The following is a 26021-nucleotide window of genomic DNA, read 5'->3' as shown; positions in this document are numbered from 1 at the left end:
AGCGCTAGGGTCATTGACCGCGACCGGTGGTCATGCTCCAATTACACCGGTGTAAATGCGGGTCGCACCGCTCTCGACGGACCTCGACGACGTGGCGAGAGGGAGTAGCAAGCTCATGCGCATCACTGTCGGCCTCGCGGCCATCCTGCTGCTCGGGCTGAGCACGGCCTGCGGAAGCGACAACGCGGACGACGGCGGCCCGGTGACCATCCGGTTCTCCTGGTGGGGCAACGAGGACCGGGCGAAGATCACCAACCAGGCCGTCGACGCCTTCGAGAAGGCGCACCCCAACATCACGGTCAAGACCGAGTCGGTCGACTTCAACTCCTACTTCGACCGCCTGTCCACCTCCGTCGCGGCGGGCGACGAGCCGGACGTGATCACCATGGGTGGCGCGTACCCGCGCGAGTACGCCGACCGGGGCGTGCTGCTCGACATGACGAAGGTGTCCGGCGACCTGGACCTGTCGAAGCTCGACGAGCCCGCCCTGTCGAACGGGAACTTCGACGGCAGGCAATACGGCGTGCCGACCGGCGTCAACACCTACGGCGTGATCGTGAACCCGGACATCTTCCGGCAGGCGGGCGTGAAGCTGCCCAACGACAACAAGTGGAGCTGGGACGACTACGCCCGCCTCGCGACGGACCTGTCGAAGAAGGCCCCCGAGGGCGTGTACGGCTCGGACGACCCGACCGCGCCGGAGACCCTCGACCTGTTCGCGAACCAGAAGACCGGCGAGGGCCTGTACAGCGGCAAGGGCGGTCTCGCGATCGACAGGAAGACGGTCAGGAACTGGTTCACGATGACCACCAAGCTCATGAAGGACGGCGCGACTCCCCCCGCGCAGGTGAGTGCCGAGCAGGACACGCTGTCCGCACCGGAGCAGACGCTGATGGCCCAGGGCAAGGCGGCGATGATGTTCGGCTGGTCGAACCTCCTCACCGCCTACCGGGAGGCGTCCGGCGCGGAGCTGGTCATGTTGCGCGCACCGGGTGAGACCACGGACAAGGGCACCGGCATGTGGTTGCAGGCCTCGCAGCTCTACACGATCAGCAAGCGCAGCGAGCACCCCGAGGCGGCGGCCAAGCTGATCGACTACCTGGTGTCCGACGAGCACGCGGCCGACCTCGTCAAGTCCGACCGCGGCATCCCGGCCAACCCGACGATCCGCGAGCACCTCCAGGCCAACCTCGACGCGAACGCCAAGGTGGAGTTCGACTTCGTGAACCGGATGAGCAAGCTCGTCGACGGCCAGTTCGTGATCGGCCCGACCGGCTCCACGGAGTCGGTCGACATCCTCACGCGCGTCAACCAGTCCGTCCTCTTCGGACAGAAGTCACCCGACGACGGCGCCGACCAGTTCGTCACCGAGCTCACCAATGCGGTCTCCTGAGGGCGGTGTGGACCGGCGTGCCGTGGTGACGCGGCACGCCGTCGAGGTGACCGGCATCGACGCGGGCTCGGCGTTGTCTGTCGGCAACGGCGAGCTGTGCATGACCGTCGACGTGACCGGACTCCAGACCTTCCCCTCGCTCTACCCCGTCGGCGACGGGACGCTGCTGGCCACGCAGTCGCAGTGGGGCTGGCACAGCACTCCCGCGCCGCCCGGCGCGGAGCTGACGACGCGGCCGTACCGGACCTCGCGCGGTGACGTGCCGTACGTGGACTCGCCGTCGATGACCGGCGCCGACGACTCCGCCATGGACGAGGCGACCCGGTGGTTACGGGCCAACCCGCACCGCCTCGACCTGGCGCGGATCGGCCTGGTGTGGCTGGCAGATCTCCGCACGCCCACCCCGGACGAGCTGGGCGCGAGCCGGCAGGTGCTCGACCTGTGGACCGGGGTCGTCACGAGCGAGCTGACGCTGCGGGGACAGCGGCTGCGGGTGACCACCGCGTGCCACCCGTCGGTGGACGCGGTCGCGGTGCGGCTCGACGCGCCACCCGGCGTGTTCGGGATTCGGCTGGCTTTTCCCTGTGGCTCGACGGTGTGGCACGACGCGGCGGACTGGTCGCGGCCGGACGAACACGAGACCGACGTCGAACCCGCGCCGGGCGGCGTGCTGGTGCGGCGGCGGTTCGACGGGAACGCCGAGCCGGTGTACCGGTTGCGGGTACGGGGTGACCCGGTCCGGCGGACCGGCCCGCACGAGCTGGTGGTGGCGGGCTCGGTGGCAGTGTCCTTCGCGACGGGCGAGCCGTCCGAGGTGGACGTCGGGACAGTGGTGACCGCGAGCAGGGAGCACTGGCCGCGGTTCTGGGCCGGTGGTGCGGCACTGGACCTGGCCGGGAGCACCGACCCTCGTGCCGGGGAGCTGGAACGGCGGGCGGTGCTGTCGCAGTACCTGACCGCGATCCAGTGCGCGGGTTCGTTGCCACCACAGGAGACCGGGCTCACGACCAACAGCTGGCGCGGCCGTTTCCACCTGGAGATGCACTGGTGGCACGCGGCACACTTCGCTCTGTGGGGCCGTCCGGAGCTGCTGGCGCGGAGCATGTCCTTCTACCACAGGATTCTACCGAAGGCGCGGGCCACGGCCGCGACCCAGGGGTACGCGGGTGCGCGGTGGCCCAAGCAGGTCGGGCCCGACGGGCGGGAGAGCCCCAGCCACATCGGGCCGTTCCTGCTGTGGCAGCAACCGCATCCGATCCACCTCGCCGAGCTGCTGCGCCGCGCGGGCGACCGCGAGGACCACCTCGAGCTGGTCGAGGAGACGGCACACTTCATGGCCGCCGTGGCCGAACCCACGAGCGACGGCTACGCGCTCGGGCCGCCGCTGGTGCCGGCACAGGAGTCCTACGCCGACCTCCGGGACCGGGTGCGGAACCCGCCCTTCGAGCTGGCGTACTGGGCGTGGGCGCTGGACGTGGCACGGGAATGGCGTGCGCGGGCCGGGAAACCACCCGATCCGGGATGGGACGAGGTGCGGCGGGGCCTCGTGAGGCCACTGATCCGCGACGGCACCTATGCCGCCGTCGCGGTGGCGCCGTTCACCGTGCGGACCGACCACCCCTCGATGGTGTACGCGCTGGGCCCCGTGCCCGTGACCGACCTCGTCGACCCGGAGGTGGCGCGGGCGACGCTGCACGACGTGCTCGCCGACTGGGACTGGCCGGGCACCTGGGGCTGGGACTACCCGGCCATGGCCATGACGGCCACCCGCCTCGGTGAACCGGCCACCGCCGTGGACATCCTGTTGCGGGACACCGACAAGAACACCTACCTCCACAACGGGCACAACTTCCAGACCGCCACGCTGCCGCTGTACCTGCCGGGCAACGGCGGCCTGCTCGCCGCGCTGGCGCTGATGGTCGCGGGCTGGGACGGCGGCCCACCGCTGCCCGGCTTCCCCCGGGAGGGCTGGTCGGTGCGGCACGAGGGTTTTGTCCGCTCACCATGAATCGGAGAGGGAATGACTGACAGTTCGGTTCGTCGGTACGGGGTGGTGGGCACGGGTGCCCGCGCGCAGATGTTCGTCAGGGCCCTCGCGGGGGACTTCACCGACGTGGCCGAGCTGGTCGCGTGGTGCGAGCCCAACCCGGCGCGGATGGACCACGCGGACCGGCTGGTCACGGAGCGCCGCCCGGGTCCGCCGCCGGTCCGGTACGCGCCGGACGACCTCGAACGGATGATCGCCGAGCAGCGGCTCGACGCGGTCGTGGTGACGAGTCCTGACTGGACACACGCGGAGATGGCGAGCCGCGCGCTGCGGGCGGGCGCGGACGTGGTGCTGGAGAAGCCGCTGACCACCTCGCTCGACGGCTGCCGCACGATCGTGTCGGCGATCGAGGACTCCGGCCGGTCGCTCGTGCTGACGTTCAACTACCGCTACTCGCCCCGCAACGCCGCGCTGAAGGAGGTGCTGGCGGCGGGCGAGATCGGCGAGGTCACGTCCGTGCACTTCGAGTGGGTGCTGGACACCATGCACGGCGCGGACTACTTCCGCCGCTGGCACCGGGACAAGAAGCGGTCGGCGGGGCTGGCGGTGCACAAGGCGTCACACCACTTCGACCTCATGAACTGGTGGCTCGCGGACGTGCCCGAGTGGGTGTTCGCGAAGGGCGGGCTGCGGTTCTACGGCGACGCGAACGCCCGTGCCCGCGGCCTCGGCGACCGGCCGTCGCGCGGCACGGTCGACCCGCCCAGCATCGACCCGTTCGCACTCGACCTGCGGGTGGACCCGGTGCTGCGGTCGCTGTACTGGGAGGCGGAGAAGCACGACGGCTACCTGCGGGACCGCGACGTGTTCTCGCCGGGCATCACGATCGAGGACAACCTGTCGGTGATGGTCGGCTACGGCAGGGGCGCGGTGCTGACGTACTCGCTCAACGCCCACAGCCCGTGGGAGGGCTACCGGGTCACCGTCAACGGCACCGAGGGCCGCGCGGAGCTGGAGGTCGTGGAGCGGGCGGCGGTCCTGCCCGGCCCGGACGGCCGCATCATCCTCGACGCCAGCTCGGTCGTCGACAGCGGCGAGGACGGCAGGCGGGGCGGCACCCGCCTGCTCGTGCAACGCCACTGGGAGACGGCTCGGAAGGTCCGCATCGCGGAGAACGAGGGCGGCCACGGCGGTGGCGACGCACTGCTCCTCTCGGACGTGTTCCGCGGCGTGACCGCGGCCGACCGCCTCGGCAGGCAGGCCGGCTACCGCGACGGCCTCGCCTCGGTGGCCGTCGGGCTCGCGGTCAACACGTCGATGACGACCGGCCGCCCGGTCCAGATCGAGGAGCTGGGCCTGCCCGGACTGACCGGCACCGCCGCGCAGCCCGCGTGGGAGACGTCGTGATCGCCATCCAGGAGCTGGCCAAGGCGAGGCCGAAGGAGCCACCGAAGGTCCGGACCAAGCCCAAGCCCGCCGAGGCGGGTGACAACAGGGCCGCCATGCTGTTCCTGGCGCCGTGGTTCGCCGGGTTGTTCCTCATCACCGTCGGCCCTATGGTGGCCTCGCTCTACCTGTCGTTCACCGACTTCAGCCTGCTCGAGCCACCGACGTGGATCGGTGTCGACAACTACGTCGAGATGTTCACCGACCAGCGCCTGCACACGGCGTTGCGGGTCACGTTCGTCTACGTCTTCGTGTCGGTGCCCGTCCAGCTCGCGTTCGCGCTCGGGCTGGCGCTGTTCCTCGACCGGGGGCTGCGTGGGCTCGCGGTCTACCGGTCGGTCTTCTACCTGCCGTCGCTGCTCGGCGGGAGCGTCGCGGTCGCCATCCTGTGGCGGCGGATCTTCGGCAACGACGGCCTGATCAACCAGGTCCTGTCCTGGTTCGACATCCAGGGCGCGGGCTGGATCGCCGACCCGCGCTTCGCGCTCGGCACGCTGATCGTGCTCAACGTGTGGACCTTCGGGTCGCCGATGATCATCTTCCTGGCGGGGCTGCGGCAGATCCCCGTCACCTACTACGAGGCGGCGTCGATCGACGGCGCGGGGAGGCTGCGCCAGTTCCGCAGCATCACGCTCCCGCTGCTCACGCCGATCATCTTCTTCAACCTGGTGCTCCAGGTCATCTACGCGTTCCAGTCGTTCACGCAGGCGTTCGTCGTCAGCGGGGGCACCGGCGGCCCGGTCGACTCGACGCTGTTCTACACGCTCTACCTGTACAAGGAGGGCTTCGCGAACCTGAACATGGGTTACGCCTCGGCCATGGCGTGGCTGCTGCTCCTGATCGTCGGCGCACTGACGGCGGTCAACTTCCTGCTGTCGAGGTTCTGGGTCTTCTACGATGACTGAACCCCTGCGCCGCCTGGCGAAACACGTGGTCCTGGTGCTCACCGGGTTCCTGATGCTGTACCCGCTGCTCTGGATGATCGCGAGCTCGGTGAAGCCGAACGCGTTGATCTTCCGCGACCCGTCGCTGATCCCCGGCGAGCTGGACCTGTCGAACTACACGATCGGCTGGAACGCACTCGCGCACCCGTTCACGCACTACCTGCTGAACTCGTTCGCGGTGGTGGGCGGCGCGGTGCTCGGCAACCTCGTGTCGTGCTCGTTCGCCGCCTACGCGTTCGCACGCCTGAACTTCCGCGGCAGGCGGATCTGGTTCGCGATCATGCTGATGTCGATCATGCTGCCGATCCACGTGGTGATCGTGCCCCAGTACGTGCTGTTCGCGCAGCTGGACTGGATCAACACCTACCTGCCGCTGGTCGTGCCGAAGATGCTGGCCACCGACGCGTTCTTCATCTTCCTGATGGTGCAGTTCTTCCGCGGCATCCCCAGGGAGCTGACCGAGGCGGCCAACATCGACGGCGCCGGGCACGGCCGGATCTTCTTCCGGATCATGCTGCCACTGTCGATGCCCGCGCTGGCCACCACGGCCATCTTCACGTTCATCTGGACCTGGAACGACTTCTTCAGCCAGCTGATCTTCCTCACCGACCCGGACATGTACACCGTGCCGGTCGCGCTGCGCACCTTCGTCGACTCGACCGCCGACAGCTCGTGGGGGGCGTTGTTCGCCGACTCCGTCGTCTCCCTGATCCCCATCTTCGTGATCTTCCTGTTCGGCCAGAAGTACCTCATGCGCGGAATCGCGACCACCGGTCTGAAATAGCGTCGCTGATCGACCCACCGCGGGTCGATCCGGACAGTCCGGGACAACAGGGCCACATCGTGTAACACGGACCCCCGCCGGGCCGATACGGTCTTGGGAGCGCTCCCAGAAGGCGGAGGTCCTCGTGGCAACGGCGCCAGGACAGCAGAACAACCTCCGCGTGGTCATCCGGTCGGAACGCCGGATGTTCCGCGACGCACTGACCGCGTGGCTGCGTGCACAGCCGGAGTACGCGGTCGTCGGGCACGTCGGCAGGCTCGACGACCTGGTGTCGCTGTGCAGGCTGCGACAACCCGACGTCGCGCTCGTGGACGTCGGGTCCGGCCACAGCGGCACCGACGAGCTGCGTGACTGCGCGGCGCTCACCACCGTCGTCGTGGTGTACGAAAGCCTGTCCTGCGCCGACCTCGGGGAGCTGTGCCGGGTCGGCGTCGACACGCTGCTCCCCTGCTCGCACGGCCTCGACGCACTGCTGGTGGTGCTGCGCCGCTACCTCGACGGCGAGCGCGACGGCCCCGTCCGGCCCGCGGCGGGCGACGGCTTCACCGAGCTGGAGCGGCAGATCATCACGCTGGTCGGCGCGGGGCACACGGTCCACCAGATCGCCCAGCTGCTCGAGGCGAGCACCTCGTCGGTGGCCAACACGAAACGGCGGATCTACCGCAAGCTCGAGGTCGGCAGCCAGGGGCAGGCGATGGCACGGGCGACGGCGCTGGGCATCGTCGCCCGCCCGGCAGGCAGGCTGCTGTCCTCGGACCCGTGGCGAGCAGACGTGCGGGACGACGTGCCGGGCGACATGCTGCCCGTGGTCGTGCGCGGCACCCCTGGCGCGGCGATGCAGCGCACGACCACCGCGCTGCTGGCGGGCGGTCTCGCCGTCAGCAGCGGTGTGACGCTGGCCGGGGCGCTCGTCGTCCTGGTCGACCCGGCCCCGTCGGACTGGCCGGAGGAGGGTGTGCCGGTGGTGCTGGTCCACAGCGGGCAGCCGTCCCGCGCGGAGATCCTCACCGCGTTGCTGCGCGGTGTCCACGCGGTGATGACCGCCGACCGCGTACCCGCCGACCTGGTGTCGGCGTGCACGCTCGCCGTCCACGGCTACGTGACGATCGAGGCGGAGGCGGTCCGCGGCGTGCTGGAGGCGATACGCGCGCCATCGCCCGACCCCGGGCTGCCGGAGCTGACCTCACGCGAGCTGGACATCCTGCGGCTCATCGCCGACGGGCACACGGTCCGCCAGACCGCCCGTGCGCTGGGCATCGCGGCGAAGACCGTGGAGAACACGCAGTCGCGGCTGTACCGGAAGTTGGGTGCCCGCAACCGATCCGGCGCGCTGGTCGCCGCGCACGCGCTGGGTCTGCTGGAGCTGCGGGAGCCGGTGCTCGGCTCGTGGGGTGGATTCGCACCACAATCGTGACAATTCCCCGGTATTCGTAACCCGTTCGTGCGAAATTTCCCACTAACAGTGACCGTGGTGGGAACGCGGGCGATGGTGAAGGTCCTGTCACCAGTACCATCACCGCGCCCGAACAGGTTCCGCGACCACGGGAAGAACACGATGAGCCACGATCCCGGCGCCGGTAACGCCCCGACAGGCGTGCCCGACGACAGACTCATGAACGACGTGCATCGGACGATCTTCGCCGTCGACATGCGCGGATTCGGCGGGATGAATCGCACGAGAGCGAACTTCGTGGCCATTCGGGAAGGCATGTACGACTGCGTGCGGGCGTCGTTCGAACGCGCGGGAGTGTGCTGGTCGGACTGTTACCACGAGACGGTCGGCGACGGCATGCTCGTGCTCGTCCCGCCGTCGGTGGCCAAGAAGGTCGTCGCCAGCTCGGTCATCCACGCACTCACCGAGACCGTGCACGCCCACAACGAGACCCACGAGGCGAAGGAACAGCTGGCGTTCCGCGTCGGCCTGCACGCGGGTGAGGTGACCTACGACCGCCGTGGCGTCACGGGCCCCGCGATCATCCACGTGCACCGCCTGCTGGCCGCCGAACCGCTGAAGGAGGCGCACGCCGACTCCCCGAGCACGCTCGCGGTGATCACGTCCGACTGGTTCTACCAGGACGTCGTCTACCACCACCCCGACTGCGCGCCGGAGGCCTACCGGAGGATCGAGGTCAACGTCAAGGAGACCAGCGGCACCGGCTGGATCAGGCTGCCGGGCGACGACCGGCCCGCGCAGGTGGTGCCTACCGAGGACGGCGACCCGCTCGTGGTGCTCCCCCGCACCTCCCCGGTGTTCTTCCAGGTGGTCGACGCGCTGGAGCAGATCCCGTGCATGCGCGACGAACACCTGCGCCAGCTCGTGTTCGACCAGCTCTCCTACGCCGGGATGATCCGCTACGCCCCGACGAGACGGGCGCACCTGACGAGCATGCTCCGCACGTGCACGGCGGTGGAGAACGGCCTCGTGGAGCTGGTCACCACGATCTCGAACCTGGAGCCGCCGGACTCGCTCCCCATGCGGGGCCTGCTGAACCTGCTCACCTAGTCCGCGCCGAAGTGAAACCCGTTCGCCTTGAGGAACTTCGCTGCCCATCGAGGGGTAACCCCGCTCTCGCATCCCGCGAGACACTGTGTCCCAAGGGTTTCCGCGACGCGCGACACGGGTGATGATCCAGAGGGGTCATCCGACCCTCAGCTCTGGGGAAGATCGCTACGAATATCGGGGACTGGGGTGGCACTGGTGCTACGGCTTCTCGGTCCGATCGAGCTCGTGGCCGGCGGCCGGTCGATGGACATCGGCGGGCCGAGGCAGCGGACGGTGCTCGCGACGCTGGGGCTCAACGTCGAACGGGTCACCTCCATGGACGGGCTGATCGCGGCCGTGTGGGGTGAAGAACCACCGGAGACCGCACGGGGACAGATCCAGGTCTGCATCTCCGGGCTGCGCAAACAGCTCGCCGAGGCCGGGCACGCCGACGCGATCAGGACCGTCCCGCCCGGCTACCGGCTCGAGCTGCACGCCGACGACGTCGACACCCTGGCGTTCGCCCGGCTGGTGACCACCGCCACGGAGGCGGCCGACACCGGCAGGACCGCCGACGCGGTCGACGCCCTGCGCACCGCGCTCGCCCTGTGGCGCGGGCCCGCCCTCGACGGGGTGGACAGCGAGGTCGTCCGCCGAGGCGCGACCGCACTGGACGAACAGCGCCTCACCGCCATCGAGGAGCGCGTCCGGCTCGACCTCGCGCTCGGCCAGCACCAGCAGCTGGTCTCGGAGCTGCACGCCCTGGTCAACGACCACCCGCTGCGGGAACGGCTCCACGAGCTGCTCATGATCGCGCTGTACCGGTCCGGCCGCTCCGCCGAGGCGCTCAACGCCTACCGGCACGCCCGCGACGTGCTGATCGAGGAGATCGGCGTCGAGCCGGGGCAGGCACTGCGCGAGCTGGAACTGGCCATCCTCAACCGCGACCCGGCACTGAACCTCGACAGCCCGCCCGCCGAGCCGGCACCCGAGCCCGTCGTCGTCACCGTGCCGAAGCAGATGCCCGCGAGCGTCGCCGACTTCACCGGGCGGCAGGCCGAGGTCGACGACATCGTGGCCCTCCTGACCGAGCGGGCACGCGGCTACGGCATGCCGGTCGTCGCGATCTCCGGGCGCGGCGGGGTCGGCAAGTCGAGCCTCGCGGTCCGCGTCGCACACGAGCTGGCCGAGCACTTCCCCGACGGCCAGCTGTACGCGGACCTGCGGGACACCAGCCCACCCGGCCAGGTGGCACGGTTCCTGCGCGCGCTGGGCATCGCGGGCCGCGCGGTGCCCGAGACACTCGACGAGCGGGCGGCCCTCTACCGCAGCACGCTGTCCGGCAAGCGCGTGCTCGTGGTGCTGGACGACGTGGGCACCGAGGACCAGGCGCTGCCGCTGCTCCCCGGCTCTCCCGGCTGCGCGGTGATCATGACCAGCCGGGTCCGGCTCGGCAGCCTGCCCGGCGCGTACCACGTCGACCTCGACCCACTCGACACGCAGACGGCTCTCGCGCTGCTGAACCGGATCGTCGGCGACCGGCGCGTACGTGCGGAGGTCGACGACGCGCAGGAGCTGGTGCGGCTGTGCGAGGGGCTGCCGCTCGCGTTGCGCATCGGCGGCGCACGGCTGGCGTCGCGGCCGAACTGGCGGATCGGCGGGCTCGTCCACCGCCTGCGCGACGAGGGCCGCAGGCTCGACGAGCTGTCGCACCGGAGCTGGACCCTCCGGTCGAGCATCGCGCTGACCTTCGAGAACCTGAGCCCCGAGGCACGCAGGCTCTTCCGGCTGCTGGCGCTGGTGGAAACACCGGAGCTGCACGCGTGGACCGCGGCCGCCCTGCTCGACGCGACCCTCGGCGACGCGGAGGACGTGCTGGAGAGCCTCGTCGACGCCCGCCTGCTCGACGCCGTCGAGTACCCGGAGGCGCGGCACCTGCGCTACCGGCTGCACGACCTCGTCCGCGTGTACGCCAAAGAGCTGCTGGCCGACTCGATCACACCGTACGAGAGCGAGGCGGCACTGCGCCGGGTGCTGGGCGGCTGGCTGTCGCTCGTCGACGCCGCGCACCGCGAGGAGTACGGCGGCGACTACACGGTCGTCCACAGCACCGCGCCGAGGTGGCAGCCGCCGGACGCGTCGCCGTCGTCCTACATCGGCGCGGGCGCGGCACTGGGCTGGTGGGACTCCGAACGCGCCGCTCTGGTGGCGGCGGTGCGGCAGGCCGCGCGGACGGGGTTCGTGGCGCAGTGCTGGGACCTCGCGCTGACCTGCGTCACGCTGTTCGAGGTGAAGGGCTACTTCGACGACTGGAAGTCCGTCACCGAGCTGGCCCACGAGGCGTCGGTGCTGGCAGGCGACCACAACGGCGTCGGCGCGATGCGGTACTCGATGGGGACGTGGTGCATGTTCCAGTCCCGCCTCGCCGAGGCCGACCAGTGCTTCGCCGACGCCGTGGACGCGTTCGCCGAGGCGGGCAACGAGCACGGCGGCGCGCTGGCACTGCGCAACGCCGCCCACATCGACGGCCTCTGCGGCAGGCACGACCGCATGCTGACGAAGTACGACATCGCGCTGGCGACGATGCGCGCGGTGGGCGACCGGATCGGCGAGGCCCACATCCTGCGCAACCAGGCCAGGTACTGGCTGGACAACGACGACCTGGGGCGGGCACGGGTCCTGCTGACCGACGCCCTGTCGATCTGCCGCGCGGAGGGCTGCAGGCGGGCGGAGGCCCAGGCCGTGCACACGCTGGCCGAGCTGTACCTGACCTCGGGCGAATTCGACCGGGCCAGGGAGTCGCTGCACACCGTGCTGCGGATCGTCCGGGACGCCAGCGACAAGATCGGCGAGACACACGCCCTGTACGCACTCGGCGTCCTGCGCCACCGGGAAGGCCGCGTGGACAACGCGATGACGACGCTGGCACACGCGCTGGACCTCGCGACCCGGGTGCGGGAACGCGTCGTCGAGGCGAAGGCGAACCACGTCCTCGGCGAGATCGCCCTGCTGCGCACGGACTTCGCGGCCGCGATCGACCACCTGGAGGCCGCGCGGGGCCTGTTCGCGGACCTGAGGTCGTCGGCCTGGGAGGCCGGGGCGACGGCTCTGCTGGCGCAGGCCCGCGACGGCCGGGCGGACTCGTCCGCGGCCGGCACGGTCGCGGTGCCGAACGAGCCCGGCAGGCGCGGTTCGGACCACAGGGCAGCCTGACGGGCGCCTGGACGCACTGAAGGACGCCTTCGTAACGCTGGGCGTTACGAAGGCGTCCTTCAGTGCGGTAGGCCGGCGCGGTGGGCCGCGGCTAGCGCCAGTGGGTGTCGTCCTGTGTGTGCATGGGACAAGTGCACACCGCGGTCCTTCTCGACGGCTTCCCGCCCGCTTCCCTTTCCGCTGCCGGGTTCCAGAACCCGTTGAGAAGCCGATCAGAAGCGCGGCGCGCGACCGTTGGTCCCGTCGATGGCACCCACGAACCCGAGGAACCCGAGATGAGCACCGTGTTACGACTGCGCGCCCACGAGCTGCCCGAGGCACTCACCGGGGCCGACGCGCCGCGCGCCGTCGTCGACGAGCTGCTCTGGCAGGAGGTCGCCGACAACGACGCGGCGCTCAGCCGACGGGCCATCGGCGGCTGGCGCCTGCACGGGAACATCGGGGACGACCTCACCCTGCTCTACGGCGAGCACAGCGGCGGAGGGATGCTCGTCCCCACGACGGGGCTTCGGGCCGTGCGCGGGGCGGCGCTCACCGCGGCGGCGGCGAGGATGTTCGTCGGCCCGCAGGTGGTCACCGTCAGCGTTCTCGGCTCGGGACTCGCCGCGCGGCTGCAGATCCTCGCGCTCGCCACGCACGTCCCGGGCGTCAGCCACGTCGCGGTGCACGCGCCGGACGGCAGGAGCCGGGTGCCCTCGTCCCTCGTCGAGTGGCTCGACGGCGCGGGCATCGGGCTCACGGTCGCGAAGTGCGGGGCCGACGCGGTGTTCGGCGCCAACCTCGTGGTGCTCGCCGGCCCACAGCCCAGGGCGAGCTGGCAGCTGCCGCAGGGCGCGGTGATCGTCAACGCCACCGGGCACGAGGTCCCGCTGGACGCGCGGGTCGACCAGGTCTTCGTCGACGACCGGCGGCTGTTACCCGGCAGCGCGCCGGGGACCGCCGACCTCGGGCAGGTGCTCGCGGGCACCCACCCGGGCCGCGACGCGCTCGACGGCGTGCTGTTCGTCGACCTGCTCGGCACCGACGCGGGCGGGCTGTGGCTCACCCACCAGCTCTACCAGGCAGCACTGCGCAACGGACTCGGCGTGCCTGCGGGCGCGCTCCCCGGAACGGACGGCTACCAAGGAGGCATGTGGCCATGACGAACACCATCGCGGGCGCGGTCGACCGCCACGCGGGCACCAGTCCGGACGCTCCGGCGCTCATCTGGCGGGAGACCGTGGTCACCTACGGCGAGCTGGCCGCGGGCATGCGTGCCGCCGCGGCCGGGCTCGCCTCGCTGCCTGCCGGCCCGGTCGGGGTGCGGGCCAGGAAGTCGGCGCAGGCGGTCACGTTCGTGCTCGGCTGCCTCGCGGCGGGCCGCACGGTCGTGCTGCCCTCCCCCACCCTGCCCGCCGAGACCCTGACGGCGCTGTTCGAGCGGGCGGGCGCCCGCGCCGTGGTCGACGAGGCCGACCTGGCACGGTTCACCACCGGCGACACCGCGCCGTCCACAGTGGACACCGCGTTCATGCTCACGACGTCCGGCTCGACCGGGGTGCCCAAGCTGGTGCCGATCGACTCGGACAGCGTCGAGCGGTTCGCGCGGTGGACGCACGACGTGTTCGACGTCGGCCCTGGCCGCCGCGTGCTCAACTACGCGCCGCTGAACTTCGACCTGTGCCTGTTCGAGATCTGGGCGACACTGCGCCACGGCGGCTGCGTCGTGCTGGTCAACCCCGAGATCGCGGCCGACTGCGACGCGCTGCTCGCACTCGTCGAGACGACGCGCCCCCATGTCGTGCAGGCGGTGCCGCTGTTCTACCAGCTCCTCACGGAAGCGGCCGGCGGCACGCACACGCTGCCGTCGGTCGCACACGTGATCTTCACCGGCGACGCGACGAGCCCCGAGCGGCTCGGCAGGCTCCACGCGCTGTTCCCCGCCGCCCGCCTGCACAACATCTACGGCTGCACCGAGACCAACGACAGCTTCCGCCACGAGGTCCGCGTGGGAGACGAGCGCCGCAGCGCGCTCCCCCTCGGCGAACCGCTCCCCGGCGTGCACGCGGACCTGGTGGCGGACAACGAGATCCTCACGGGTCCCGGTGTCGGCGAGCTGGTCGTGCGGACCCCGTTCCAGTCGGCCGGCTACCACGACTCGGCGACGGGCGCGTTCGGACCGCATCCCGTGCGGGCCGACGGAAACCAGTACTTCCGCAGCGGCGACCTCGTCCGCCGCGACGAGAACGGCGAGTACTTCCTCGAGGGCCGGGCCGACTTCCGGGTGAAGGTCCGCGGCCAGCAGGTGTACCTGCAGCACGTGGAGGAGGTGCTGCTCGCCGCGGAGGACGTGATCGAGGCGGCCGCGGTGGCGGTGCCCGACGAACACGCGGGCAAGCGGCTGCACGTGGTGGTGCGCCGCCGCGACGGCAGCAGGCTCAACAGCCTGGCGCTGCGCAGGTACCTGTCCGAGCGGCTGCCTCCCGCCGCGATCCCCTCGACCCTCCACATCGGATCGGAGCCACTGCCGAGAACCTCGACCGGCAAGGTCGACCGACAGACCCTCGTCGCCAACTCCCAGAAGAGGTAACGGAATGTCCAACGCGCAGACGATCACCAGGTACATCGTCACGGAGTTCCTTCCGGACGTCCACGAGAGCGAGCTCGAGTCCGACTACGACCTGCTGAAGAACGGCGTCATCGACAGCCTGGCGCTGCTGCGGGTCGTGGACTGGATCGCGGCCGAGTTCGAGGTGTCCGTCGAGGACCTCGACCTGTCCCCGGACAACTTCCGGACGGTCGAGAACATCGACGCGATGGTCGCGTCGGCGAAGTCGTAACACCCGCCACACAAGGGATCACCACAGGATAAAGGAGTACCGAGATGATTATCCGCAGCATCTCCGAGGTCAAGACGGTCGAGTGGGGCAACGGTCTGTCGCGACGGTTCCTGACCGCGTCGGACGGCATGGGGTACACGCTGACCGACACCACCGTGAACGCGGGCACCAAGTCGCGGCTGGAGTACCGCAACCACCTCGAGGCGTGCTACTGCGTCGAGGGCGAGGGCGAGGTCGTCGACATGGACGGCAACTCCCACCCGATCACGCCGGGCACGATGTACGCGCTCGACCAGCACGACGCCCACTACCTCGTCGCGGCGCCGCACACCGACCTGCGGCTGATCTGCATGTTCACCCCGGCGCTTCGCGGCGACGAGGTGCATTCGCTCGACGCCGCCGTCTCGTCGGCCTACTGAACGGAACGAGGTCTCCGACCATGGTGTTCACCTGCACCGAGGAGCAGCGGGAGCTGCGTGACGGACTCGCGCCCTTCTGCGAGACGATCAACGAGGGCCACATCGAGCGTGACGCCCGGGCCGAGTTCTCCCACGACGCGTGGAAGACGCTGCGTGGCTCGGGCATTCTGGGCCTCCCGTTCGGGGAGGAGTGGGGCGGGCTCGGGCAGGACCTGGTCACGACCATGTTCGTGCTGGAGGGACTCGGTCAGGGCTGCCGTGACGGCGGCCTGCTCTTCTCCACGACGACCCACATCGTCAGTACCGGGGTGCCGCTCGCGCGCTTCGGTTCCAGGGAGCTGAAGGACCGGTACCTACCGGCCGTCTGCGACGGCTCGCTGATCGGCGCCCACGCGATCAGCGAGCCGGGCAGCGGCTCCGACGCCCTGGCGATGCGGACCACCGCGAAGAAGGTCGACGGTGGCTGGGTCCTCTCCGGCAGCAAGACGTTCATCTCCAACGCACCCATCGCGGACGTGGTCGTCGTCTACGCCCGCACCGACCCCGCGGGCGGACCGCTCGGCATCACCACGTTCCTCGTCGACACGTCCTCGCTCGGGTTCTCGGTCGGGCAGCCGATCGCGAAGATGGGGCTGAAGACCTCGCCGATGGCCGAAATCTACCTCGACGACTGCTTCGTGCCGGACGGCAACGTGATCGGCAGGCGCGGCATGGGGTTCCTGATCCTCGACCACGTGATGAAGTGGGAGATCCTCCTCTCCTTCGTCATCAACACCGGCGAGATGCAGCACCGGGTGGAGCGCTGTGTCGAGTACGCCAACGAACGGCACCAGTTCGGGCGGCCGATCGGCGCGAACCAGTCCGTGCAGAACCGGATCGTGGACATGAAGATCGCGACCGAGTCGGCGCGGAAGTGGTTGTACGACACCGCGGAGAAGCTCCAGCGCGGTGAGACGATCACCACCGACCTCGCGATCGCGAAGCTGGTCGCGAGCGAGGCCAACCTGTCCACCTCGATCGCCGCCGTGAACGTGTTCGGCGGCAACGGCTACATGGCCGAATACGGCCTCGAGAAGGACGTCAGGAACGCGGTCGGCGGCACCATCTACTCGGGCACGTCCGACATCCAGCGCAGCCGCATCGCCGCGATGCTCAAGCTGCCGACGAGCTGACCGAAAGGGACATCAACGTGTCCGAGAACCTGCAGGAACTACTACGACCGACACCGTTCATGGACTACGAGTCCGACACCGTCCGCGCGTTCGTCGCCAAGACCCTCGACGGCTCGGGCGGCGACCCGGTGCAGGACGCGGTGAAGCTGTACTACGCGGTGCGTGATGGGCTGCGGTACGAGGTGTACGGCAACGACCTCTCCCACGACGGCATGAAGGCCAGCTCGATCATCGAGCGCGGCTTCGGCTTCTGCATCCACAAGGCGCTCGTGTACGCGGCGACGCTGCGTGCGGTCGGCATCCCGAGTCGGGTCACCTACGGCGACGTCCGCAACCACCTCGCCTCGCCCCGGCTGCGCGAGCTGGTCGGCGGCGACCTGTTCCGGTTCCACAGCCTCACCCAGGTGTACCTGGACGGGAAGTGGCTCAAGGCGACGCCGGTGTTCACCAAGACGCTGTGCAGGCTGTACAAGATCAAGCCGCTCGACTTCGACGGCACCTCGGACGCGGTCTACCACCCGTACGACGAGAAGGGCCGCGAGCACATGGAGTTCGTCCGCTGGCACGGCGAGTTCGACGACTTCCCCTACGACCTCGTCATCGGCGGTTTCCAGACCCACCACCCGAAGCTGTTCGCCGGCAACACGAAGACCGCGACCGGCTCGCTCGTCGACGAGTCCGCCGACCAGCGTGCCCTGCTCGCCACCGGCGGTGCCAAGTGAGCGGGGCCTGCGGAGCGTTCCGGCGGCCTGAAGCCAGCAAGGAGAAGTCATGACCGAACAGGTTCGTTTCCAGCTGCCGCAGGAAGAGCTGCCGACCCACTGGTACAACATCGCCGCGGACCTGCCGCCGATGGCACCCGCGATCAACGCGAAGACCGGCATTCCCATCACGCCCGAGGACATGATGCGCACGACCGCGCCGGCGCTGGTGGAGCAGGAGTTCAGCAAGGAGCGGGAGATCGCGATCCCCGAGGAGGTCCGGCAGATCTACGCGCAGTGGCGGCCGACCCCCATGTTCCGGGCGCGGCGCCTGGAGCGGGAGCTGAACACGCCGGCCAGGATCTACTACAAGTACGAGGGTGACGCCCCGACCGGCAGCTTCAAGCCGAACAGCTCGGTGCCGCAGGTGTTCTACAACAAGCAGGCCGGGCGGAGCATGGTCGTCGCGGACACCGGCGCGGGCCAGTGGGGTGCCGCGATCGCGTTCGCCGCGTCGCTGTTCGACATGAAGGCCAAGGTCTTCCAGGTCCGGGTGTCGGCGGAGCAGAAGCCGCACCGCAAGACGATGATGGAGACGTTCGGGTCGGAGTGCATCCCCAGCCCCAGCACGGAGACCGCGCCGGGGCGGGCGACGCTGGCCGAGTTCCCCGACCACCCCGGCAGCCTCGCGGTGGCCAAGTCCGAGGCACTGCAGATCGTGTTCGACGACCCGGACGCCGGCTACACGCGCGGCAGCGCGGCCAACCACGTCTGCCTGCACCAGACCGTCATCGGCCAGGAGGCCAAGCGGCAGCTGGAGCTGCTCGGCGACTACCCGGACATCGTGATCGGCTGTGCGGGCGGCGGCAGCAACCTCGCCGGTCTCGCCTTCCCGTTCCTCGGTGAGAAGTTGGCAGGCGGCAGGGACGTCCAACTGCTCGCCGTCGAGCCGTCCGCGTGCCCGACGCTGACCCGGGGCAGGATCGCCTACGACCACTCCGACTCGGGTGGGATGACCCCGCTGCAGCGGATGCACACGCTGGGCAACGGCTTCGTGCCGCCGCCCGTGCACGCCGGTGGCCTACGGGCACACAGCATCGCGCCGCTGATCAGCTGGGTCGTCGAGCTGGGTTACATGCAGGCCGTGGCCGAGTCGCAGAAGCGTGCCTTCGAGGCCGGTGTGCTCTTCCTGCGCGCCGAGGGCGTGCTCGCCGCGCCGGAGGCCACGCACGCCATCCGTGCCGCCGTCGACGAGGCCGTCCGCTGCCGGGAGACCGGCGAGGAGAAGACAATTCTCTTCGGATTGACGGGCCACGGTAACTTCGACCTCGGGGCCTACCAGCGGTTCGCCGCAGGCACCCTGCCGGACGACTCGGTGAGCGAGGAGTCCCTCGCGGTCGGCCTGGCCAGCATTCCCGAAACCCCCGGAGTTCAGTCATGACGTCGATGAGTCGCACCAACCTGCTGCAGTTCCTGCTGCTCGGCACGATCTGGGGCACCAGCTACACCTTCATCAAGGCCGCGCTGGGAGGGCTCACGCCCACACAGCTCGTGCTCGCCCGGCTCGGGCTGGGGCTCGTGTTCCTGGTCGCGATCCTGCTGCTGTGGAGCATCGGCCTGCCCAAGGCCGGCAAGGTCTGGGCCCACATGGCGGTCTCGTCCGCGCTGGGCATGGTGATCCCGTTCCTGCTGCTCGGCTACGGCGAGCAGCACACCAGTGCCGCCATGGCAGGCATGCTGATCGCCGTGTTGCCGCTGGCCACCCTCGCGGCGGTCACGGTGTTCCTGCCGTCGGAGAAGGTGAGCAGGCGCAAGCTGTACGGGTTCCTGCTCGGGTTCGCCGGTGTGGTGCTGATCGTCGCGCCGTGGGAGGGCGCGCCCGGTGAGCTGACCGGGCAGCTGGCCGTGATCGCGGCGGCGTGCAGCTACGCGGCGCAGACCGTGTACATCCGCAAGTTCCTGGTGCCGCACGGGTTGTCGCCGGTCGCGCAGGCAGGCGGCCAGGTGATCATGGCGCTCGTGCTGCAGACCGTCACTCTGCCCGCCTTCGGCTGGGAGACGCCGACGTTCACGTGGCCCGTGGTCGTGAGCGTGGTACTGCTGGGCGTCTTCGGCACGGGTGCCGCCTACGTGCTGTACTTCCGGCTGATCACCGACCTCGGCGCGGCGACCGCGTCCTCGGTGAACTACCTCGTGCCCGTCGTCGGCGCGGTGGCCAGCACGACGCTGCTCGGCGACTCCCTCACCTGGAACATGGTGGCGGGCGTGCTGACGGTGATGGTCGGCCTCGCGATCGCGGAGAACCGGCTGTCCCGCAGGCGCAGGACCGTCACCGCTGCCCCAAAAGTGGTTGAGAAGGTGGCGTGATGACCGAGGTGTGGCGGCCGGCCGTCGGCTGGCGGGCGCGGATCGGGATCCTCGTGATCGACAAGGACACGGTGCCCGAGGTCGAGTTCCAGGCCATGGCGCCGGCGGGGGTGACCGTGCACGCGGCACGGTTCGCGAGCCCCCGCCAGCACGGCTCGGGCAGCTACGGCGACGACCCGGCCGCCACGGTCGCCGACTCCCCGGACATCGCCCAGGGCCTCGACTACCTCGGCCGGATCGGACTGGACGCGATCACGCTGTGCTTCGTGACCGGCAGCTTCTTCGGTGGCGTCGCCTTCGACGACGCGTTCGCGGCCAAGGCGAGCGAGAAGGCACACGGCTGCGCGGTCGGCACCGCGGCGGGCGCGGTCCGGGCGGCGTTGACGGCGACGAGCGTGCGGCGGCCGTTCTTCATCACGCCGCCGTGGTTCAACGACCTGATCGCCAAGCACGCGGGAGCGTACTTCGAGCAGGGCGGCTTCGCGCCGGCCGGGATGGTCCGCTACGACCTCGGCCCGGCCTGGCACGACAAGGAGCCGTGGCAGGTGTGGGACGCCAACGGGCAGCAGGAGGTGCGCCAGGACCAGCTGTACCGCCAGGTCCGGGCGCTCCTGCCCGCCGACGCGGACGGGGTCGCGGTGCTCGGCAACGGCCTGCTGGCGGCGGACGCGGTGGCGCCGCTCGAGGCGGACCTCGGTGTGCCGGTGGTGACGTCGAACCAGGCGGCGCTGTGGCACTCCCTGCGCCTGGCGGGCATTCCGGCGGTGTCCCCCGGCTACGGGAGCCTGTTCGGCCTGCCACTGCCGCATGAGAAGGTGGCCGCGTGAGCGCAGTGTGCCCGCGCCGCGTGTCTCCCACCCGCACCTGAGGGGAACGGGACGCAACCCAGCCACCGGCACGTACCGAACCGGAAGGCAACAGCACAAGGTGACCACAAGGATTGATTCCGGGGAGGCGGAACCGCGCGTGAGTCAGTACACGGTCACCGTGTTCGGTGCCACCGGCAAGACCGGCCGCCACGTCGCCCGCTACGCCGCCCAGCGCGGCTGGCGGGTGCGGGCGGCCGGTCGTTCCGTTCCCGCGCACGGCGAGCTGGAACCGTTCGACTGGGACGACGAGCGGACCTGGCGGACCGCCGCCGAGGGCAGCGACGCGGCCTACGTGCTGATCCCGTTCAACCATCCCGGAGCCCCGGAGAACACGCCGGCACTGCTGCGGGCCGTCGCGGCGGCCGGTGTCGGCCGGGTCGTCCTGCTGTCCAGCCTGGACGTCACGGAGGCGGAGCCGGACAGCCCGCTGCGACAGGCGGAGGACACGCTGTTCGGGCTGCCGTCGGCCACCGCGTCGCTGCGGCCGACGTGGTTCCTGGACAACTTCACGCTCGGCTCGTTCGCGGGCATGGTCGACTCGGGTGTCATGCGCCTGCCCGCGGGCGAGGGCCGCATCCCGTTCGTGGACGCCCGCGACGTGGCGGCGGTCGGGGTGGCGGCGATGGCGGCCGACGGGCCGACCGGGCCGCTGCCGATCACCGGCCCCGCGTCGCTGACCCACCACGAGGTGGCCGCCGCGCTGACCGAGGGGCTGGGCAGACCGGTGACGTACACGCCGGTGCCCGCCGAGGAGTTCGTCGAGCTGATGGTGGCGCGTGGCTTCACCGCCGACTACGGCACGTTCCTGGCCGAGGCGCTGGCGCGGGTGGCGACCGGGGAGCTGGTCATCCCGGTGCACGACACCGTGTCCAGGCTCGCGGGCAGGCCCGCGCACAGCGCGGTGGACTTCGCCGTCCGCGCCGTCAGCGGAGGTTCCCGACGATGATCCGGTGAGCCATCTCGTTCATCGCGCGGACGTCGTCGGCTTCCTTGCGCAGGACCTGGGTCGCGTGCTCGATGGCGGCGTTCCAGGAGTCGGCGCCGTCCCTGGTGAGCGCGCCGACCCTGTCGGCCGCCTGCCCCCACACCGCCGCGACACCCATGAGGTCGTTGCGTTCCACCACAGTGATCTCCAGGCTGTCTCGACGACCGGAACCAGCATCAGCCTGACATATCGCCCATAGAGAACAGAAGTACCGTCGGCCGCCACGCGAGCGGAACTCCAGTGGCGACACGAGTCCGGCTCCCGGTCGCGGGAGCTAGGAGCCGACCTCGATGAAGGCGCGGATGCCTGCCACGATCCCGTCGAGGGGCACGGGCATCGTGGTGCGGACGGCGATCTCGCCGAGCACCTTCGCGGGCAGCTCCGGCGAACCGGTCAGGTCGGCCGCGACCCAGGCCACCGAGCGGCTCGGCACCTTCGGCAGGCGGGTCAGGCCCTCGGCGACGGCGGCCAGCTCCGCGTTCGCGACGGCCGTGTCCGACCGCGGCTCGTCGGCGGCCACGGGCCTGCTGATCCGGTCCTCCGCGTTCTTGCGGTAGACCACGAGCTTCGCCGACGGCAGGGCCATCACGGGGTCGGCACAGACGGTGCACGCCTCGCTGTGCCTGCCGAACGGACCCCTGACCAGGCAGCTCATCCGGTCGGGCGCGGTGCTCAGGAACCAGAACGCCCAGCAGGACTGGCAGCAGAACACGTCGCTCGTCGCGCCGTCCCACTGGCGGGTCGCCGCGGCCTCCTGCTCACGGGTGAGCAGCTGCGCGAACTCCTGGCGCCTGGTCTGCTCCCGCTGCGCGGCCTGTTCCAGGTCGGCGACCTGGTCCCGCAGCGACACCGTGGACTCCCGCAGGTCGGTGGTGGTGGCGGTCAGCTCGTCGACCTGCGCCCGCAGCTCGGCCGCCTCCTGCTGCGCCTTGGCCAACGCGGTCCGGTGCCGCTGACGCAGCCGGGAGTGCGCGTCCTCGGTCTCGTCCATGACGAGGTCGACCGCGACCTTCACCTCGCGCCGCATCGCCTCGCGCGCAGGCGCGAACTCGAGAAACCACGACAACACCCGCCCAGCCATACGCGCAACCGTATCCAGCCGGACGCGTGATCGACACCCACGCCACGCCGACTCGTCCTCGCCGACCAGTTGGTCAGACCACTGGCCCCGGGTCGCCGACCCGCCTCGGGCGAGACGCGTCCGTGCCACCGCGCCGACGACTGAACGCACACGCGCGGTGACTGTTCAGTCCGCTCTTCCACCTTCGGTGGACCCCATACCGGACAGATCAAGGACAATCCTGCCCGCTAATCAAACTCCGACGACCCCTTTGCCGATGCGCATCTCGATTGGGTTAATCTCCGGCTAACGGGGGATGCGCATGACGCGAGATAAGACATCGTCGGGGGATTCGCACCATGGCAGCGACGAACGAAATTAATTCCGTGACAACCGGGGAGGGGACACGGACCAGGGTGTTCGTGTCCTATGCGCACGACTCGTCGCAGCACCGCCGCCTGGTGCTCCGGCTCTGTACCGTCCTCGCACGACAGGGGGTCGACGTCCACGTCGACGAGTGGCACACCGACCTGCGGCGGGACTGGTTCCTGTGGATGATCGAACAGCTCGAGCGGGCCGACCACGTCATCGCCGTGGCGTCCCCTCAGTACCGGGCGGCCGGTGACGGCAACGTGCCGGCCGACATACACCGCGGCGTGCAAACCGAGTCGGCCGTGCTGCGCAATCACCTCTATCGGGACCGGGAAACCTGGACGCGCAAGCTGCTCCCGGTAATCCTGCCCGGCCGGTCGGTCGACGAGATTCCGCTGTACCTCCAACCGCACTGTGCGAGTCATTACCGCGTTCACAAGCTCAGCGCCACCGGTGTCCAGGAGCTCGCGCGGGTGCTCACCCGGCGTAGCGACCCGCCCGTCCTCGCCCCCGCGCCCGCACCGACACGGCACCGGCCGACGGCTGCCGTGATGTCGACGCTGCCGCGTGGTGTGGCGTCGTTCACCGGACGCAGGCAGGAGGCCGAGCAGCTGATCGCCAGGGTCACCGAGCAGGACGCGGGCATCCACGTCGTGACCGGCATGCCCGGGGTCGGCAAGACCGAGTTCGCCGTGCACGTCGCGCGGCGGGTGGCCGACCGGTTCCCCGACGGCCACCTGTTCCTGGAGCTGCGCGGGCACACCCCCGGCCAGGGGCCGCTCGCGCCCGCCGACGCGCTGCGCTCGCTCCTGGTCGCGATCGGCGTGCCGACGCGGCTGATCCCGCCCACCCTCGACGACCGCGCGCGGATGTGGCGGGACCGGCTGGCGGGCAAGAGGATGCTGCTGGTGCTGGACGACGCCGCCGACCACGAGCAGGTCCGGCCGCTGCTGCCCGGCACGCCCGGCTGCCAGGTCGTGATCACCAGCCGCCGCAGGGTTCCCGCGCTCGAGGACGCGAGGCCGCTGCCGCTCACGGTCCTGCCGCCGGACGCCGCCGTCGCGATGTTCGTGCGGCTGTCCCACCGGCCCGCCGACGACCAGGCGAGCCAGCGGATCCGGGAGCTGGTGCGGGTGTGCGGTCACCTGCCGCTCGCGATCGCGCTCGTGGCCGGACGGCTGCGGAGCCACCCGTGCTGGGACGTGCGGTACCTGACCGAGCAGCTGGTCTCCTCGACCAACCGGCTCGCGGAGATGCGGGCCGACGACCGCGCGGTCAGCACGGCGTTCGAGCTGTCCCACCGCGACCTGCCCGCCGACGTGGCGCGCCTGTTCCGCCTGCTGTCGTGCCACCCGGGGCCCGACTTCGACCTGTACGCGGCCGCGGCGGTCGGCGGCGGCGACCTGGACACGACCCGGCGCCTCGTCGAGCGGCTCTACCTCGACCACCTCGTCGAGGAGACCGCACCCGGCCGCTACCGGCTGCACGACCTCGTCCGCCACTACGCCGCGACCCTGCTCGCGGCCAAGCGGGACGAGGACCCGGTCGAGCGCGTGCTCGACTACTACGTGCACGTCGCGACGGAGGCGGCGCGGCTGCTCCCCCACCCCGACGCGCCCGCCGACCCGGTCGGCCACCCGCCCGCGCACGTCCCGCCGCTCACCACCGAGGCGCAGGCCACCGCGTGGTTCACGCGGGAACGGGGCAACCTCACCGGGTGCGTGGACCTCGCGGGCCCGCGCCACCGGGTCCGGCTCGCGGCCGTCCTGCACCCGTACCTCACGCAGCGCGGGCACTGGGACGACGCGCTCGCCATCCACAACGTCGCGGTGCTCGCCGCGGAGCGGTCCGGCGACGTGGCCGGGCTCGCCGCGTCGCTGCGCGACCTCGGCGCGGTGCAGCTGCTCGCCGACGACTACTCCTCCGCGATGGTCAACGTCTCCCGCGCGCAGCGGCTCTACATCCAGCTCGGCGACGCCAGGGGCGAGGCGGCCGCGATCGAGCACATCGGCGCCGTGCAGTACGCGCTCGGCGAGTACGCGGCCGCCGCGAGGAACCTGATGCGTGCGCTCGCCCTGTCCGGCGAGGTCGGCGACCGCTACCGCGAGGCGAGCAGCCACCTGCGCCTCGGGATCGTCCGCCACCTCACGGAGAGCTACTCGCGTTCCTCGCTGAGCCTGGTGCGTGCGTACACGCTCTACCGCGAGCTCGACTGCGGGCAGGGTCAGGCCGAGGCGTTGAGCTACCTCGGGCTCCTGCAGGGGATGGCGGGCGACGGCTCGCCCGCGCTGCGGTGCCTGACCAAGGCCGTCGCGTTGTTCGCCGAGATCGGCGACCGCCGGGGCGAGGCCACCGCCCTGTGCCGGATGGGCACGCTGCTGCGCGCCATCGGCGAGCACACCGAGGCACTCGCCACCCTGCACCGCGCGCACCTGCTGTTCATGGACCTGGACAGCTACCAGGGCGAGGCGAACACGTTGCGCGGCATCGCGATGACCCGCTACCTCGCGAGCGACCGCACGGCGGCCGACTACACCGTCGCGGTCGACGCGCTCGAGCGGGCGCTGACGCTCGCGGGCAAGATCGGCGACCGGCTGTGCGAGGCGGGCGTCTACCACGACCTCGGCGTGCTCGCGCACCTGGCAGGCCACTGCCAGGAGGCCACCGCGAGCCTCGTGCGCGCGCTGAACCTGCGCACCGAGATCGGCGACCCGACCGGCACCGTCGACTCGCTCAACGACCTCGGCAGGCTCGCAGCGGACTGGCCGGAGGCCGGCGACGCCTTCAGCTACCACGAACGGGCGCTGCGGATGGCGCGCGACATCGGCGCGTTCGTGGCGCAGGCGCGTGCGCTGGAGGGGATGGGCCGCTGCCTGATCAGCGACAGCTACTCCGGCAGCGGGCGCGCGTACCTGCGGGAGGCGCTGGACCTCTACGAACGGCTCGGCCTGCCCGAGGCACAGGGCGTCCAGGCGGCGCTCGAGGCGTTGGGGAGGCAGTGAGGAGTT

At 70.7% G+C, this 26021-nt stretch carries 21 protein-coding genes; 19 read left to right on the top strand and 2 right to left on the bottom strand.

Annotated features, from left to right (window positions below):
• The first annotated feature begins 55 nt into the window (after nucleotides 1-55).
• The 18 genes from CLV71_RS24440 to CLV71_RS24355 all read left to right on the top strand — a co-directional run bounded on the left by CLV71_RS24440 (nucleotide 56) and on the right by CLV71_RS24355 (nucleotide 21542).
• Nucleotides 56-1393, top strand: a complete 1338-nt coding sequence (locus tag CLV71_RS24440) for an ABC transporter substrate-binding protein (RefSeq protein ID WP_208297730.1) — start codon at nucleotides 56-58, stop codon at nucleotides 1391-1393.
• Entirely contained in the window at nucleotides 1380-3401 is a 2022-nt protein-coding gene (locus CLV71_RS24435) for a hypothetical protein (RefSeq protein WP_133905185.1), read from the top strand. Before CLV71_RS24440 ends, CLV71_RS24435 begins: the two co-directional genes overlap by 14 nt.
• A gap of 12 nt (nucleotides 3402-3413) precedes the next feature.
• Complete coding sequence (locus CLV71_RS24430) at nucleotides 3414-4787, top strand: Gfo/Idh/MocA family protein (RefSeq protein WP_133905184.1); 1374 nt, start codon at nucleotides 3414-3416, stop codon at nucleotides 4785-4787.
• Entirely contained in the window at nucleotides 4784-5731 is a 948-nt protein-coding gene (locus CLV71_RS24425) for a carbohydrate ABC transporter permease (protein ID WP_243866682.1), read from the top strand. Before CLV71_RS24430 ends, CLV71_RS24425 begins: the two co-directional genes overlap by 4 nt.
• Nucleotides 5724-6554, top strand: coding sequence for a carbohydrate ABC transporter permease (locus tag CLV71_RS24420; RefSeq protein WP_133905183.1), 831 nt, complete (start codon nucleotides 5724-5726; stop codon nucleotides 6552-6554). The genes CLV71_RS24425 and CLV71_RS24420 overlap by 8 nt, the downstream gene beginning before the upstream one ends.
• A 124-nt stretch (nucleotides 6555-6678) precedes the next feature.
• Nucleotides 6679-7968, top strand: a complete 1290-nt coding sequence (locus CLV71_RS24415; protein WP_133905182.1) for a LuxR C-terminal-related transcriptional regulator — start codon at nucleotides 6679-6681, stop codon at nucleotides 7966-7968.
• 198 nt (nucleotides 7969-8166) lie between these two features.
• Nucleotides 8167-9057 (top strand): effector-associated domain 2-containing protein, encoded by an 891-nt coding sequence (locus tag CLV71_RS24410; RefSeq protein ID WP_133905181.1) that lies wholly within the window; start codon nucleotides 8167-8169, stop codon nucleotides 9055-9057.
• Nucleotides 9058-9252: 195 nt separating this feature from the next.
• Nucleotides 9253-12249: an AfsR/SARP family transcriptional regulator gene (locus tag CLV71_RS24405; protein WP_133905180.1), complete on the top strand. Its 2997-nt coding sequence runs from the start codon at nucleotides 9253-9255 to the stop codon at nucleotides 12247-12249.
• A gap of 275 nt (nucleotides 12250-12524) precedes the next feature.
• Nucleotides 12525-13391: a hypothetical protein gene (locus tag CLV71_RS24400; protein ID WP_166664240.1), complete on the top strand. Its 867-nt coding sequence runs from the start codon at nucleotides 12525-12527 to the stop codon at nucleotides 13389-13391.
• On the top strand, nucleotides 13388-14818 hold the full coding sequence (locus CLV71_RS24395; protein ID WP_133905178.1) for an AMP-binding protein: 1431 nt from the start codon (nucleotides 13388-13390) through the stop codon (nucleotides 14816-14818). The genes CLV71_RS24400 and CLV71_RS24395 overlap by 4 nt, the downstream gene beginning before the upstream one ends.
• Before the next feature lie 4 nt (nucleotides 14819-14822).
• Nucleotides 14823-15068, top strand: a complete 246-nt coding sequence (locus CLV71_RS24390; RefSeq protein WP_133905177.1) for an acyl carrier protein — start codon at nucleotides 14823-14825, stop codon at nucleotides 15066-15068.
• Nucleotides 15069-15112: 44 nt separating this feature from the next.
• Nucleotides 15113-15487: an ectoine synthase gene (locus tag CLV71_RS24385; protein ID WP_133905176.1), complete on the top strand. Its 375-nt coding sequence runs from the start codon at nucleotides 15113-15115 to the stop codon at nucleotides 15485-15487.
• Nucleotides 15488-15507: 20 nt separating this feature from the next.
• Nucleotides 15508-16659 (top strand): acyl-CoA dehydrogenase family protein, encoded by a 1152-nt coding sequence (locus CLV71_RS24380; RefSeq protein WP_133905175.1) that lies wholly within the window; start codon nucleotides 15508-15510, stop codon nucleotides 16657-16659.
• Nucleotides 16660-16676: 17 nt separating this feature from the next.
• Nucleotides 16677-17381: a transglutaminase-like domain-containing protein gene (locus CLV71_RS24375; protein WP_243866681.1), complete on the top strand. Its 705-nt coding sequence runs from the start codon at nucleotides 16677-16679 to the stop codon at nucleotides 17379-17381.
• 49 nt (nucleotides 17382-17430) lie between these two features.
• Nucleotides 17431-18801, top strand: coding sequence for a TrpB-like pyridoxal phosphate-dependent enzyme (locus CLV71_RS24370; protein ID WP_133905174.1), 1371 nt, complete (start codon nucleotides 17431-17433; stop codon nucleotides 18799-18801).
• Nucleotides 18798-19727, top strand: a complete 930-nt coding sequence (locus CLV71_RS24365) for a DMT family transporter (RefSeq protein WP_243866680.1) — start codon at nucleotides 18798-18800, stop codon at nucleotides 19725-19727. The genes CLV71_RS24370 and CLV71_RS24365 overlap by 4 nt, the downstream gene beginning before the upstream one ends.
• A complete protein-coding gene (locus CLV71_RS24360; protein ID WP_133905173.1) occupies nucleotides 19727-20554 on the top strand; it encodes a maleate cis-trans isomerase family protein in 828 nt (275 codons plus the stop codon). Before CLV71_RS24365 ends, CLV71_RS24360 begins: the two co-directional genes overlap by 1 nt.
• Nucleotides 20555-20693: 139 nt before the next feature.
• Nucleotides 20694-21542, top strand: coding sequence for an NmrA family NAD(P)-binding protein (locus CLV71_RS24355; RefSeq protein ID WP_166664239.1), 849 nt, complete (start codon nucleotides 20694-20696; stop codon nucleotides 21540-21542).
• On the opposite strand, the gene CLV71_RS24350 is transcribed toward CLV71_RS24355, so the two are convergent.
• Nucleotides 21520-21720, bottom strand: a complete 201-nt coding sequence (locus CLV71_RS24350; RefSeq protein WP_133905171.1) for a hypothetical protein — start codon at nucleotides 21718-21720, stop codon at nucleotides 21520-21522. The genes CLV71_RS24355 and CLV71_RS24350 overlap by 23 nt on opposite strands.
• A gap of 135 nt (nucleotides 21721-21855) precedes the next feature.
• Nucleotides 21856-22662, bottom strand: a complete 807-nt coding sequence (locus tag CLV71_RS24345; protein WP_133905170.1) for an OmpH family outer membrane protein — start codon at nucleotides 22660-22662, stop codon at nucleotides 21856-21858.
• Between the two features lie 365 nt (nucleotides 22663-23027).
• Between CLV71_RS24345 and CLV71_RS24340 the strand changes: the two genes are divergently transcribed.
• A complete protein-coding gene (locus CLV71_RS24340; RefSeq protein WP_166664238.1) occupies nucleotides 23028-26015 on the top strand; it encodes an ATP-binding protein in 2988 nt (995 codons plus the stop codon).
• The last annotated feature ends 6 nt before the right edge of the window (nucleotides 26016-26021 follow it).

Origin of the sequence: Actinophytocola oryzae (genome assembly GCF_004364325.1) — a bacterium.
Taxonomy (GTDB): domain Bacteria; phylum Actinomycetota; class Actinomycetes; order Mycobacteriales; family Pseudonocardiaceae; genus Actinophytocola; species Actinophytocola oryzae.
The sequence above is the reverse complement of the archived record's forward strand: the minus strand, read 5'-3'. Positions and strand labels throughout refer to the sequence as shown.